The sequence below is a fragment of the Bradyrhizobium sp. 134 genome (genome assembly GCF_023074155.1).
In the GTDB taxonomy this organism is placed as follows: Bacteria; Pseudomonadota; Alphaproteobacteria; order Rhizobiales; family Xanthobacteraceae; genus Bradyrhizobium.
In genome coordinates, this window is the sequence record NZ_JADPKX010000073.1 from 180,952 (window position 1) to 193,433 (window position 12,482).

General features: G+C 65.3%; 13 protein-coding genes. 6 read left to right on the plus strand and 7 right to left on the minus strand.

Features of this window, described 5'->3' with window-relative positions; genetic code table 11:
* Positions 1-9 precede the first annotated feature (9 nt).
* The 7 genes from IVA75_RS28760 to IVA75_RS28790 all read right to left on the minus strand — a co-directional run bounded on the left by IVA75_RS28760 (position 10) and on the right by IVA75_RS28790 (position 7,971).
* Positions 10-636, minus strand: coding sequence for a hypothetical protein (locus IVA75_RS28760; protein WP_007596731.1), 627 nt, complete (start codon positions 634-636; stop codon positions 10-12).
* Between the two features lie 65 nt (positions 637-701).
* On the minus strand, positions 702-1,535 hold the full coding sequence (locus tag IVA75_RS28765; RefSeq protein ID WP_247282543.1) for a shikimate dehydrogenase: 834 nt from the start codon (positions 1,533-1,535) through the stop codon (positions 702-704).
* Between the two features lie 93 nt (positions 1,536-1,628).
* The gene (locus IVA75_RS28770; protein ID WP_027565349.1) at positions 1,629-3,383 is read right to left on the minus strand and encodes a SulP family inorganic anion transporter; all 1,755 of its coding nucleotides are present in this window, start codon (positions 3,381-3,383) and stop codon (positions 1,629-1,631) included.
* 110 nt (positions 3,384-3,493) lie between these two features.
* Entirely contained in the window at positions 3,494-3,766 is a 273-nt protein-coding gene (locus IVA75_RS28775; protein ID WP_007614761.1) for a helix-turn-helix transcriptional regulator, read from the minus strand.
* A gap of 176 nt (positions 3,767-3,942) precedes the next feature.
* Positions 3,943-5,991, minus strand: coding sequence for an elongation factor G (locus IVA75_RS28780; RefSeq protein ID WP_027565350.1), 2,049 nt, complete (start codon positions 5,989-5,991; stop codon positions 3,943-3,945).
* A 137-nt stretch (positions 5,992-6,128) separates the two neighbouring features.
* A complete protein-coding gene (locus tag IVA75_RS28785) occupies positions 6,129-6,608 on the minus strand; it encodes a DUF992 domain-containing protein (protein WP_247282544.1) in 480 nt (159 codons plus the stop codon).
* Positions 6,609-6,768: 160 nt separating this feature from the next.
* Positions 6,769-7,971: a pyridoxal phosphate-dependent aminotransferase gene (locus IVA75_RS28790; RefSeq protein WP_007596745.1), complete on the minus strand. Its 1,203-nt coding sequence runs from the start codon at positions 7,969-7,971 to the stop codon at positions 6,769-6,771.
* A gap of 611 nt (positions 7,972-8,582) precedes the next feature.
* On the opposite strand from IVA75_RS28790, the gene IVA75_RS28795 reads away from it, so the two are divergent.
* The 6 genes from IVA75_RS28795 (at position 8,583) to IVA75_RS28820 (ending at position 12,479) form a co-directional block, all read left to right on the plus strand.
* Positions 8,583-9,233 (plus strand): glutathione S-transferase family protein, encoded by a 651-nt coding sequence (locus IVA75_RS28795; protein WP_007596746.1) that lies wholly within the window; start codon positions 8,583-8,585, stop codon positions 9,231-9,233.
* 152 nt (positions 9,234-9,385) lie between these two features.
* Positions 9,386-9,562 carry a hypothetical protein gene (locus IVA75_RS28800; protein WP_197031094.1) on the plus strand — a complete coding sequence of 59 codons (177 nt, stop codon included), beginning with the start codon at positions 9,386-9,388 and terminating at the stop codon, positions 9,560-9,562.
* A 37-nt stretch (positions 9,563-9,599) separates the two neighbouring features.
* Entirely contained in the window at positions 9,600-9,794 is a 195-nt protein-coding gene (locus IVA75_RS28805; RefSeq protein WP_155809328.1) for a hypothetical protein, read from the plus strand.
* A 129-nt stretch (positions 9,795-9,923) separates the two neighbouring features.
* Positions 9,924-10,739: a PAS-domain containing protein gene (locus IVA75_RS28810; protein WP_247282545.1), complete on the plus strand. Its 816-nt coding sequence runs from the start codon at positions 9,924-9,926 to the stop codon at positions 10,737-10,739.
* Positions 10,740-10,804: 65 nt separating this feature from the next.
* Entirely contained in the window at positions 10,805-11,260 is a 456-nt protein-coding gene (locus tag IVA75_RS28815) for a GNAT family N-acetyltransferase (RefSeq protein WP_247282546.1), read from the plus strand.
* Positions 11,261-11,537: 277 nt separating this feature from the next.
* Entirely contained in the window at positions 11,538-12,479 is a 942-nt protein-coding gene (locus IVA75_RS28820; protein ID WP_027565354.1) for an aldo/keto reductase, read from the plus strand.
* Positions 12,480-12,482: the final 3 nt, after the last annotated feature.

Consider the following 12,482-nt stretch of genomic DNA (forward strand, 5'->3'; position numbering starts at 1 on the left):
ATTCTCCATTTACATCGGCGGCGTCAGGCCGTCGCGGCCGACGCTGACGCGGTTGGTTTCGAACGAGCCGTCCGGCAGCTGCTTCATGAAGGCGATCACCTTGGCGCCGGCCTTCAGATCGGATTTGTCGCCGGGCACGAAGGTCACCACCGGGGTATTGTCGGCGACGAACACCTTCTTCTCGCCGTCCTTGTACTTGACCAGCAGCGTATGGCCGTCATTGCCGACCACGCTCTCCGACACGGTCGCATTAGTCATGCTGGAGTTGGGCTTGAGGTCATAGGGGCGCGAGCCCTCGCCGGTGCCGCGCATGCTCTCCGGAAACACGTGGACCTCGACCGCGTTCGCGCCGCCGTCCGGTCCCGGCACGGTGGTGGCGCCGACGAAGGAGCCGGGCTTGATGTCGGCAAGTGAAATCCTGGTAATGCCCGACACGTTCACGTCGGAGGCGATGTGCAGCTTGACGTCCTCGCCGCTGCGCGCCTTGACCTGCATCGTGTCACCATTGACGCTTTCGATCGTGCCGCGCACGCGCGTCGGCACCGGCGCCCTTTGCGCAAGTGCTGAAAGGGTCGAGACGGCCACCATCGCGACGGCGATGAGCGGACGTGTGAAAGTTGCACGTTGAACAGACATGATGGTCTCCGATTGTCCCTATCGCCCTTACGGACATAGAACTCCGGAGGTTACGCGCTATTCTCTCAAGTCTTTGTGAGATCGGCCTCGACCAGCGCGCGCAGCTCGGCCGTGACCTGCGGCCGCTGGCCGAACCACAGCTCGAAGCCGCGGATCGCCTGATGCAGCAGCATGCCGAGCCCGTCGGCGGTTTTCAGCCCGCGCGCCTGTGCGGCCGCGAGCAGCGGCGTCACCAGCGGGACATAGACGAGATCGGCGACCACGGCGCCATCCGCCAGGCGCGCCACGTCAAGGTCGAGTGAAGGCTGGCCGTCCATGCCGAGCGAGGTCGTGTTCACGAGAAGTTTTGCACGCGGCAGGATGTCGTCGATGCCGTCCCAGGCAACAGGATGCACGTTCGGCCCGAACTGCCCTGCAAGCATCTCGGCCCGGGCGATGGTGCGATTGGCGAGATGCACGCAGCTGATGCCGCGTTCGAGCAACCCGAACACGATGGCGCGCGAGGAGCCGCCGGCGCCCAGCACCAGCGCCTCTTCGGCTGCGTCCCAGCCGGGCGCGCTGGCATCGAGATTGCTGATAAAGCCCTCGACGTCGGTGTTGGTCGAGTGCAGCTCGCCGTCCGCAAACCACAGCGTGTTGGCCGCACCGACCGCCCGCGCGCGGGCATCGGGCGTCGAGAGCTCAAGCACGCCCTCCTTGTGCGGGATGGTGACGTTGGCGCCGACGAAGCCGCGCAGCGACAGCCGCAGCACGAAGTCGCGCAGATTATCAGGTGGAACCGCCTCGATGACATAGCCGCCCTCGATATCGAGCGTGCGCAGCCAGTAACGATGGATCAGCGGCGAGCGCGAATGCGCGGCCGGCCATCCGATCAGACAGGCTGCGGGAGCCTTGGTCACGGTCGTCCTCCCCTGGGGTCGTTTCGGAGGCGATCCATTTCGCGTCCCGCAAGCCCTGTCAAGCGCGCGGGCCGTCTCGGGAGAGGCTCGACGTCAGGTCGTGCCCGCCTCACCGGCCGCGGGCTGCGCCGCGCCACCCTTGATGTCGGCGACCGCACGCGCGATGGTCTCGCGATAGCGGGCGCGTGGCGGCGTGACGCCATGGGTGAGCAGCGCGCGGCGCACCGCAGGCGACGCCCCCGTGATGAACAGCCGGATGCCCTGGCGGTGAGCCTTGGCGGCGACGCGGCCGAGCACGTTGGCCGCGGTCGAATCCAAAAACGGCACCGCGGCGAAATCGACCACGAATCCCTTGCGCTTGTCGGCGATGCCGTCGAGCACGCTGCCGATCGCCGAGGCCGCGCCGAAGAAGAACGCGCCGGTGATGCGATAGACCAGCACGTCGCGATCGACCGCGAGCGCGGGGTCGTAAGGCACGCGCTCGCCATTTTCGTCGTCGGGACGATCGGCGGCCACCATCGGCGAACGTTCCTCGATGCCGGTCATTTCCGCCATACGATGGATGAACAGCACCGCGCCGAGCGCGAAGCCGACCAGAATCCCTTCGGTCAGATCGCGGAAGATGGTGAGCAGGAAGGTTGCGAGCAGCACCACGGCATCGCCCCATGATGAGCGAAGGAGCGTCGCGAATTCGTGCTTCTCCGCCATGGTCCAAGCCACCACGACGAGCACGGCGGCGAGCGCGGCCAGCGGGATGTAGCTCGCGAGCGGCGCTGCGATCAGCATGAACAGCAGCAGGAAGACCGAATGCAGCATGCCCGCGAGCGGCCCCCGCGCGCCGGCGCGGATGTTGGTCGCGGTACGCGCGATCAGCCCCGTGACACAGATGCCGCCGAACAGCGCCGCGCCGACATTGGCAGCGCCTTGCGCCACCAGCTCGCAATTGGAGCGGTGACGGCGACCGGTCATGCCGTCGGCCACCACCGCCGACAGCAGCGATTCGATGGCGGCGAGCAGCGCGAAGGAGATCGCATCCGGCAGCACGGCGGTCGCCTTTGCGAGCGAGAACGCAGGCAAGGCCGGCGAGGGCAGTTCGCGCGGAATGCCGCCGAAGCGCGAGCCGACGGTCTCGACCGGCAGCGACAGCACGGCACATGCGACCGCCGCGAGCACGACCGCGATCAGGATGCCCGGCCAGGACGGCAGCCAACGTCGCAGTCCGGCGATGATGGCAATGCTGACGATCGCGACCGCGACGGCCGACGGATTGACGGTGTGCAGGCCGCCGGCAAGCGCGACCAGTTTCGGAACGAACTCGCTCGGCTCCTTCGCGAGGAGCGTGATCCCGCCGAGATCGCGCAGCTGGCTGGCGAAGATGATGACGGCGATGCCGGCGGTGAAGCCGACCGTCACCGGATACGGAATGAACTTGATATAGGTGCCGATCCGCAGGAAGCCCGCAGCGATCAGGAACAGGCCCGCCATCAGCGTCGCCAGGATCACGCCGTCGACCCCGTGACGGTCGGCGGTCGCCGCAACCAGCACAATGAAGGCGCCGGCAGGACCGCCGATCTGGAACCGGCTGCCGCCGAGCAGTGAGGCAATGAAGCCGCCGACAACAGCGGTGTAAAGTCCGCGGTCCGGCGTCACACCGGAGGCGATCGCTATCGCCATCGACAGCGGCAGCGCGACGATCGCAACTGTGAGGCCCGCAAACACATCGGCGCGGAAATCCGACCAGCCGTAGCCCTCGCGCCATACGGTGACGAGCTTTGGCAGATAGAGTTCGGTGAAGGTCGGCCGACGAAGCTGGTGCAGCTTGCCTGCGTGTTCGCCTGTGATGCTCATTTCAGCAAAATGCTCCGCTGCCCACGACGCTCCGATGCATCGTGCGGCCGCGTATCGGGGCGCGACGGTGCGTTAGTTAAGACTGCTTCCGAGCATGATCATTTGCGGGATCACGCCCCCACCCGACGCGGCGGCCCCGGCTCCTTGAGCCGAACGCCACGTCCGCCGCCTTCGCTGCGCGCCTGTTCGCCGATCAGCTCGACGCCGGCCCGATCAAAGGCTTCGACCACCTTCATCAAGGTCTCGACCACGCCACGGACGTTGCCGGTGCTCGCCTCCATCCGCTGAATGGTCGGCAGCGATACGCCTGCAAGCTCCGCCAAGGCCCTCTGGTCAATGCCGAGCAGCGCGCGCGCTGCCCGCATCTGGAACGACGTGATCACCTTGGCCTCACGTATGAACGATTATAAATGATGTCTGGAGCATGCACAATGATGTAAAATACATCAAGTTGAGCCGAACGCAAGAGGGCCCTCGCCGCCACGTGTTCCGCGTCGCCCTCTCCCCGTACGAACGGAGAGAGGGCGAGAGCAGTACGTGCCTCACTGCGAGAGGCAGCTCACGCCGCGTGCTGATGCGCAGCGATGATCTGGTCGGCGGCGCGCCCCGTGACTTCGGCCATGTGGTCGAACTGGCGGGTGAAGCTGCCGGCGCCTGCCGTGGCCGAGCGCAGCTCGACGATCAACTCGCCGATCTCGGCTTCCGGCATCATGGCGCGGACGCAGTCCCATCCGCTCCAGCCGTCGCGGGTGTCGAAGCCGAGGATCTGGCCGCGACGCGCCGACAGGATCGCGTTGATCTTGGCGGTGGCGTCGGTCGGGCAGACGATCTCGACCACGTGGATCGGCTCCAGCAGCACCGACTGGCATTGCGGCAGGCCTTCGTTGAGCCCGACCCGCGCCGCCGTGCGAAAGGCGAGGTCGGAGGAATCGACGCTGTGATAGGAGCCGTCGGTCAGCGTCACCTGCAAATCGGTGACCGGGAAACCGAGCGGGCCACGCGCAAGCCCGTCCACGACGCCCTCTTCCACCGCGCCGATATAGTTGCGGGGCACCGCACCGCCGACCACCTTCTCGGCGAACCTGAAGCCCTCGCCGCGCGGCAGCGGCCTGATGTCGAGCACGACATCGCCGAACTGGCCATGCCCACCGGACTGTTTCTTGTGGCGGCCGCGCTGGACGATCGGCTTGCGGATGGTTTCCTGATAGCCGATCGCGGGTGGATGCGAGGCGACCTTGACGCCGAAACGGTCGCGTAGCCGCTCGCTCGCGACGCGCAGATGCATCTCGCCCTGCCCCCACAGCACGGTGTCGTGAGTCTGCGCGTTCATCACGAAGACGAGCGAGGGATCCTCCTCGTGCAGCCGCATCAGCGCCTGGCCGAGCTTGACGTCGTCCTTGCGGTCGGTGGCCGCAACCGAGATCGCGAGCACCGGCGGAGTGGGTTCGCTGGCGGCGAGCGCTGCCGGCTGGGTCTTGCCGTTCGAGACCGTGTCGCCGGTCTTGATCGGGTCGAGCTTGGCGAGCGCCACCGTGTCGCCGGCTTCCGCCGCGGCACGCTTGGTGTCGTAGGCTCCGGTGACGGCGAGGATGCCGGAGATGCGGCTGGCTCCGCCGGAGGAGGATTGCAGGGTGGCACCGTCGTCGAGGTGGCCGGCGAGCATCCGTGTCAGCGACAGCTTTCCGCCGTGCTGCGAGTGCAGCGTCTTAAAGACGAAGCCGAGGGCGTCCCTGGTCTCGGGAACGCCGAGTCGTTTTGCGGTCTCCGCGATACCTGGCGCCTCGTGGCGCAATGCTTTCATCAAGCGCAGCACGCCGTTTTCGCGGGCGGCGGCGCCGAGCAGCACGGGGCAGATCAGCCCGTCGCGCAGTTCGCGGGCGAGATCGTCGAACACGGCATCGCGCGGTGGCGGAATGTCCTCGAGCAGCTGCTCCATCAGCGCATCGTCGTGATCGGCGAGCTTCTCCAGCATCGAGAAGCGGGCCTCCTTCTCGCGATCGAGATCACCGCCTTGAAGCGCGACCACTTCGGAGGCCTTGTGCTCGCGGTAAATGAACGCGCGCTCCAGCGCGAGATCGACGAAGCCCTCGATCAGCTCGTCCTTCCAGATCGGGATCTGGCGCAGCACAAGCGGCACGCGAGAGGCGGGCTGGAGCATCTCGAGCGTCTCGCGGATGCGCTTGTTGGCGCGGTCGATCTTGTTGAGGAACAGGAAACGCGGGATCTTCAGCTCCTCCAGCTCGCGCAGAATGATCTGAAGCTGCGGCAGCTTCTTCTCGTCGGCTTCGCAGACCACGATTGCGGCATCGACCGCGGGCAGCGCGGCGCGCATGTCGTGGGCAAATTCGACGGAACCGGGACAATCGAGGAAGGTGTAGCTGTCGCCCATGAAACTCGTGGTGACGGCAGTCAACCCGACGGTCATCTTGTGATGACGGGCCTCTGGCGTGGCGTCGCCGACGGAGGTTCCGGCATCGACGCTGCCGGCGCGAGGGATTGCGCCGGTTCGTGCCATGATCGCTTCGAGAAGTGTGGTTTTACCGCTTTGGAAAGGGCCCACCAGCGCGATGCACCGTGGACCTCGGGGACTTCTGACGTCTTGTCCCATTCGCCGCCTCCTTGGTGTGGAGCTCGGCCCATGATTGGGTCGGCAAACGCCGATGCTCTGCCCGTCCCCGAGATTTGGCAAGCATCAAACGTCGCTGCGGTGCGTCGTCGGTGAGATCAGGTCTTAACGGCCAGCTCTTAACGACCGGGGCGAAGTTCCAGGCTCTCGAGCCCGGCCGCGACGTTGAGGCCGACCTGACCCTGCACGCTGAGCGGCTGGAGCGCGATCGAATTGTTGGAGCCGCCGACCAGCACGTTGCCGCCGAGGCCGACACCAACGGAGGCGCTTCCCTGCGCACCGGCGTAGTTGCCGGCGAGGTCGCCCGGTCCGAGCCGGTTCACCGGCGCGAACACGCCCCACGCCAAAGCCGTCTCCTGGGTAATGCCGATATCCAGGCCGACCTTGCGGATGGTCGCGACGTAACGGTCGTCCAGCAAACCATCGACTCGCAGCACGCAGCCGAGATGGGTCACCGATCCCACGATGAAGCCCACGCTGGCGCCGCCGCGGCATTCGAGCACGCCCACCTGCACCATCCGCGATTGCGCGCTGGCGCCCGCAACGGAGGCAACGAGGCTCGCAGCGGCAAGCCCGGCGAGGAGGAGTGAACGGCGCATGAAAATCTCCGGCGATGAATGCGATGCGAGCATGGGGGCGCGGCACACGCCGCGCGATGGTCTATGCCACAACAGTTCCCGTGGCGCCAGATCGTGCAGACTTGAAAGAAAAAGGGCCCGCATTGCGCGGGCCCTTTGATGTTACTTCATGTCTGCGAGTTCAGCGCAGATTTCCGCAGAAGCGCTGGATGCGCTTGCAGGCGTCTTCGAGGTCCGAGGTCTTGGTTGCGTAGGAAATGCGGAACGCGGGTCCGAGGCCGAAGGCCGAACCCTGCACCACGGCGACGCCTTCGGTCTCGAGCAGCTCGGTCACGAACGTCTCGTCATTGTCGATCACCTTGCCCGACGGCGCGGTCTTGCCGATGGTGCCGGCGCAGGACGGATAGACGTAGAAGGCACCCTCGGGACGCGGGCACTCGATGCCCTTGGCCTGGTTGAGCATGGAGACGACGAGGTCGCGGCGCTCCTTGAAGACCTTATTGTTGGCGGGGATGAAGTCCTGCGGACCGTTCAGCGCCTCAACCGCGGCCCATTGCGCAATCGACGACGGGTTCGAGGTCGACTGCGACTGGATCGTCGACATCGCCTTGATCAGCTGCGCCGGGCCGCCGGCATAGCCGATACGCCAGCCGGTCATGCAATAGGCCTTCGACACGCCGTTCACGGTAAGCGTGCGGTCGTAGAGTTTCGGCTCGACCTGCGCGACCGTGGTGAACTGGAAGTCGTCATAGACGAGATGCTCATACATGTCGTCGGTCATCACCCAGACGTGGGGATGCTTGACCAGCACGTCGGTGAGCGCCTTGAGCTCGGTCCTGGTGTAGGCAGCTCCCGTCGGATTCGACGGCGAGCACAGGATCACCCATTTGGTCTTCGGCGTGATCGCGCGCTCGAGCGCCTCGGCCTGGAGCTTGAAGCCGGTCGCGGCGGTGCAGACCACCGGCACCGGCTCGCCACCGGCCAGCGCCACCATCTCGGGATAGCTGACCCAGTACGGCGCGGGGATGATCACCTCGTCGCCCGGATTGATGGTTGCCATCAGCGCGTTGTAGAGCACCTGCTTGCCGCCGGTGCCGACGATGATCTGGTTCGCCTTGTAGACGACGCCGTTCTCGCGCTGAAACTTGGCGATGATGGCTTCCTTCAACTCGGGAATGCCGTCGACCGCGGTGTACTTGGTCTTGCCCGCTTCGATGGCGTGGATCGCGGCCAGCTTGATGTTGGCGGGCGTGTCGAAGTCGGGCTCGCCGGCACCTAAGCCGATGACGTTGCGGCCCGCCGCTTTCAGCGCACGTGCTTTATCCGTGACCGCGATGGTCGCGGACGGCTTCACACGGTCGAGCGCAGCGGCAAGGAAGGACATCGTCATCTCCTGACAAGCGTCGTGAACCCTTTGGCTTCACGACTCCGATTGTGGGAATGACCCACCCTAAAACGAGTGCCGTTGCACCGCAAGAAACTTCGGTCCGATCCCGCAAAAGTTTACGTGTCTGGCGCGCATCAAGTCGTAATTTTCCGCAATTTTCCGCAACTTTGCCAGGCAAATCCCACATATCCGACAAGGCGTGTCCTCGGAGCAATCTTGGCGGGCTGATCGCCGCGAAATCCAGACCGTCGTCATGCCCGGGCTTGTCCCGCCTGCGCGGCAAAAGCCGCTTCGGCGCGGCGAAGGCCCGGGCATCCGTTCTTCTGCTGCGTAGCTCAGACGTGGATGGCCGGGTCAAGCCCGGCCACGACGAAACGCGAGCGCTTGCGCTACACCAATGCAGGCGCCTTGCATCCCGCGTGGTGACGCAAGCGTGAACTGAGTTGGATGGTCGCACGGAAATGATCTTCCGCCGCATTGCAATGCGGTAGGGTTTTCGAGTTTTTCTATTGGCCGGGTCTTGCGGCGGATTCGCATCGGCATCATTGTTTAGCCGCGTTGCGAGGCAACAAGCGCCGCGCCCTCCCGTCTTCCGGAATCTCCTCAGAATGTACAAGCTCTATTCGATGCAGCGCTCGGGCAACAGCTACAAGGTCCGCCTTGCGCTGGCGCTGCTGAACTTGCCTTACGAAGCGGTCGAGGTGGACATTCTGCGCGGCGAGAGCCGCACCCCGGATTTCCTGGCCAAGAACCCGTCCGGCCAGGTGCCGCTGCTCGAGGTCGGCGACGATCGCTATCTCGCCGAGTCGAACGCCATTCTCTGGTACGTCGCCGTCGGCACGCCGCTCGCGCCGGAGAACCGCATCGATCGCGCCGACGCGCTGCAATGGATGTTCTTCGAGCAGCACGCGCTGGAGCCGAACATCGGCGCGGCCTATTTCTGGCTGTCGCTGGTAAGGGGTGGCCGCGACCTGCAGACTCATTCGCTGGAGGACTGGATGGAGCGCGGCTATGGCGCGCTCCAGGTGATGGAGAATCACCTCAAGACCAACGCCTATTTTGCGGCCCGGCAGCTCACGGTCGCCGACATCGCGCTGTACGGCTATACCCACCTCGCCGACCGCTGCGACTTCGACCTCTCGACCTTCCCGGCGATCCGTGACTGGCTCAAGCGCGTGGAAGCGGCGCCCGGCTTCGTCGCAATGGACTGGCGGCCGGCCGACATCGAGGATCCCGCCAGCATCGCCGCTGGCGCCTGAGGGATCGCGCTCTGGCGAATAGCGGGCATAAGGGTCACCATTGCCGCAATCTCGCCATTTTCCCTCGATTGGCCGCCGCAATATTGCCGATTGCAACAGTGAAATTGTTCGATGTCGCGGGTGATTCGCTCGCGCGTTGAAGGATTTAGACCATGATTCGGGTGTCCGGCACGGCAGGCTTTCAGGGCCCACCCGCTACCGTTTCGTCTTCCCGGCTGACCAATGCGGTCGCGGCCTCGCTCGCCGTCGCCGCACTCTCGCTGTGCCTGATCGTCACCCTGACGGTGCTGTCGACCAAGGCGACCATGGCGATGGGCCTGCCGGTCTGATTCCCGCTTCATCCTGGACCCGCCTTCAAGGCGCCGCGTGGCCCGCACCGACCGGCATCGCGACAGGATTTCGATGAAATCACCTGTGGTCATCGTTGCAATCACCCTGACCGCGGCCATCCTCGTCGCGGCATCGCTGTTGATCTTCGTCGGCACACGCAAGGGCCAAGGGACGTCGACGCTGAATGCGCCCGCGCTGCAACAACGTCTCAGGCACGCGCATTTGGTCTAAAATCATCCGAAAGCTTTGCGCGTGAGCCAAAGCGCACCTTAAGCACACCGCGCGAAACCGCATCGCAATGGCGCAATGTTCGGTCAGTGTTGCCGCCTTACCTCGTTCAGGAAGGAGCGAGACAGGCCCATGCGGTTGGGATGGCGTGCGATCTCCGGTCCGGCGCTGACGGCAGCGACTTTGCTGCTGGCGATGTTTTTCGATCGTTTCGTCCCCACTCCCTCGCCTGCGCCGCTGCTCGTCTGCATCGTGGCGCTCGCCGGCGCGCTCTCGGGTCCCGCTTCCGCCGTCGCCAGCGCAGCCATCGCCGTCACCGGCGCGGCACTGCTGCTCCTCAGCCAGCACGGCGTTTCAGGCCTGACCACGGCGGCGGATATGATCCGGCTCGGCCTTCTGGCGGCGGCCGCCGCGGGCACCGCAGGCATCACCGGCCTGATGCGCCAGCGGCTGCTCGGCACGTTTGCCGCCGAGCGTCGGAGCCACGCCATCGCCGCGCGGCTGTCGGCCGCACTCGACCAGGTCGATATCGGCATCGTGCTGCTCGACGCCGAGACGCGCGCCGAATTCATCAACCGCGCGTTCCGCCATTATTTTGCGGTGCCGAACGACATCGCCGACGGCAAGCCGCCGTTCATCGCGCTGATGTATCACGGCCGCGACACCGGCGCGTTCGAATTGCCCCAGGACGAGCTCGGCACCTTCATCGCACAGCGCATGGAGATGGTGCGGATCGGCGATGCCACGCCGATCAACATCGCCTTGCGCAATGGCGAGGTGTTGCGCTTCGTCTGTGCCGCGCTGCCCGATGGCGGGCGCATGCTGAGCTACACGCCCGTGACCGACCTCGTGCGCCACACCGATGCGCCGTCCCGCGCCGACTACTACCGCTCACTGCGCGATCCCGCAGGCCGCAAGCTGATCCGTTATCTGCGCGTCGCGGAGTGATGCGCGATTGATCGACGCATCCATCATCACGTATGAAGGACGCCTCATCGATTGCGGGAATTCATATGTCGCTCACCATTCGCCCCGTCACCAGGCAGGACTACGATCAATGGCTGCCGCTCTGGGACGGCTACAACGCCTTCTACGGCCGCTCCGGCCCGACCGCGCTCTCGCCCGAAATCACGCGCGTGACGTGGCAGCGCTTTTTCGATGCCTATGAGCCGGTGCACGGATTGGTCGCCGAGAGCGACGGCCGCCTGCTCGGGATGACGAATTACCTGTTTCACCGCAGCACCACCGCGATCGAGCCGTCCTGCTATCTGCAGGACTTGTTCACGACCGAGGACGCACGCGGCAAAGGTGTCGGCTCGGCGCTGATCCACGGCGTCTACGAGCGCGCGAAGCTCGCAGGCTCCCCGCGCGTGTACTGGCAAACGCATGAGACCAACGTCACGGCGCAGGGTCTGTACGACAAGGTCGCCGAGCGTTCCGGGTTCATCGTCTATCGCAAGATCTTCTGATCGTCGCGACGCGGGGCCTGTGGATAACTTTGCCTGTCACCCGCGCGTAACATAGCGGGACTAGGCTGCAGCTGCGTCTGATCAGCCCCCCCGTCACCGATCAAGCGCCCCAAAGCGGTCCCCCGTCAGTCGCCGCGTCTGACAGGGGCCGCATTTTTTTGTCGGCAGTCGTTGTCCGCAGTTCCTTGTCAGCATGGCAGCAACGCGGCGCGCGGCTTGCTGCAGCGGCGCAGCGCAGTCACAATGCGCCCCTGCCTATCTCCGACAGGGATCTCCCATGGAAATTCGTAATCTCGGCGCCTCCGGCCTACGCGTGTCTGCGGTCGGGCTCGGCTGCAACAATTTCGGCCAGCGCACGGATTTGGAGACCTCGCGCAAGGTGATCCATCGCGCGCTCGATCTCGGCATTACGCTGTTCGACACCGCCGACATCTATGCCGGCATGGGCGGTTCGGAAACGGTGCTCGGCACCGTGCTCGGCGACCGCCGCAAGGAGATCGTGCTCGCCACCAAATACTCAAAGCCGATGGCGACCGACGGAACCAAGCAGGGCGCTTCGCGCCGCTACATCATGAACGCAGTCGAGGCGAGCCTGACGCGGCTCAAGACCGACTATATCGATCTCTATCAGCAGCACGATTACGACCCGCTGACGCCGATGGAGGAGACGCTGCGCGCGCTCGACGATCTCATCCGTCAGGGCAAGGTGCGCTACATCGGCAATTCCAACTTTCCGGCCTGGCGCATGGCGGAAGCCGAATTCACCGCGCGCGCGATGAATGTCAGCCGCTTCGTGTCCTGCCAGGATGAATACAGCCTGCTGGTGCGCGACATCGAAAAGGACCTGCTGCCGGCCGCACAGGAGTACAAGCTCGGCCTCCTGCCGTTCTTCCCGCTTGCAAGTGGGCTCCTCACCGGCAAGTACCAGCGCGGCGCGGCGGCCCCGACCGATACGCGCTTCGGCAAGGTACCGGCGTTACGCGACCGCTACGTCACGCCGCGCAACGAGGACATCGTCGAGAAGCTCACGGCCTTCGCGAAAGCGCGCGGCCACAGCATGCTCGAGCTCGCCTTCTCCTGGCTCGCCGCGCGCCCGCAAGTGTCGAGCGTGATTGCCGGCGCCACCCGCGTCGAGCAGGTCGAGGAGAACGTGAGGGCGATTGCGTGGAAGCTCGGTGCGGAGGAGATGGCGGAGATCGATAAGATCACGCTGGGCTGATCG